Consider the following 326-nt stretch of genomic DNA (forward strand, 5'->3'; position numbering starts at 1 on the left):
TCATTGCGGCGATCACGTTGGTCATTGGGCTGTTCTTCCTGCCCGAAACATTCCGCCGCTCGATCCATCAATAGCGCGCATTGACCCCGCGCCTTCGCGCGCTAGGGTCGCCGCAGCCTTGAGGGGGGCGTGATGATTGCCGACGACGATGATTTCGACCCGCCGCCACCGCAGCGTCCGATCTTTCGGCGCAAGCGGGTCCTGATTCCGCTCGCCGTCCTGCTCGCCATCGTCGCCGGCTTTCTGCTGCTCCTGACCCCCGACACCGACCGCGACGCGATGATCGCCAAATATGGCGGGACCGATGCTGCATTTGTCGCGGGGCC

At 64.7% G+C, this 326-nt stretch carries 1 pseudogene; it reads left to right on the forward strand.

Annotation, left to right across the window (positions count from 1 at the left end):
• Positions 1 to 132 precede the first annotated feature (132 nt).
• Positions 133 to 326 (forward strand): annotated as a pseudogene (locus A3E77_RS15470) (alpha/beta fold hydrolase); the annotation flags it as partial.

The sequence above is a fragment of the Sphingopyxis sp. RIFCSPHIGHO2_12_FULL_65_19 genome (assembly GCF_001830555.1).
Lineage (GTDB): Bacteria > Pseudomonadota > Alphaproteobacteria > Sphingomonadales > Sphingomonadaceae > Sphingopyxis.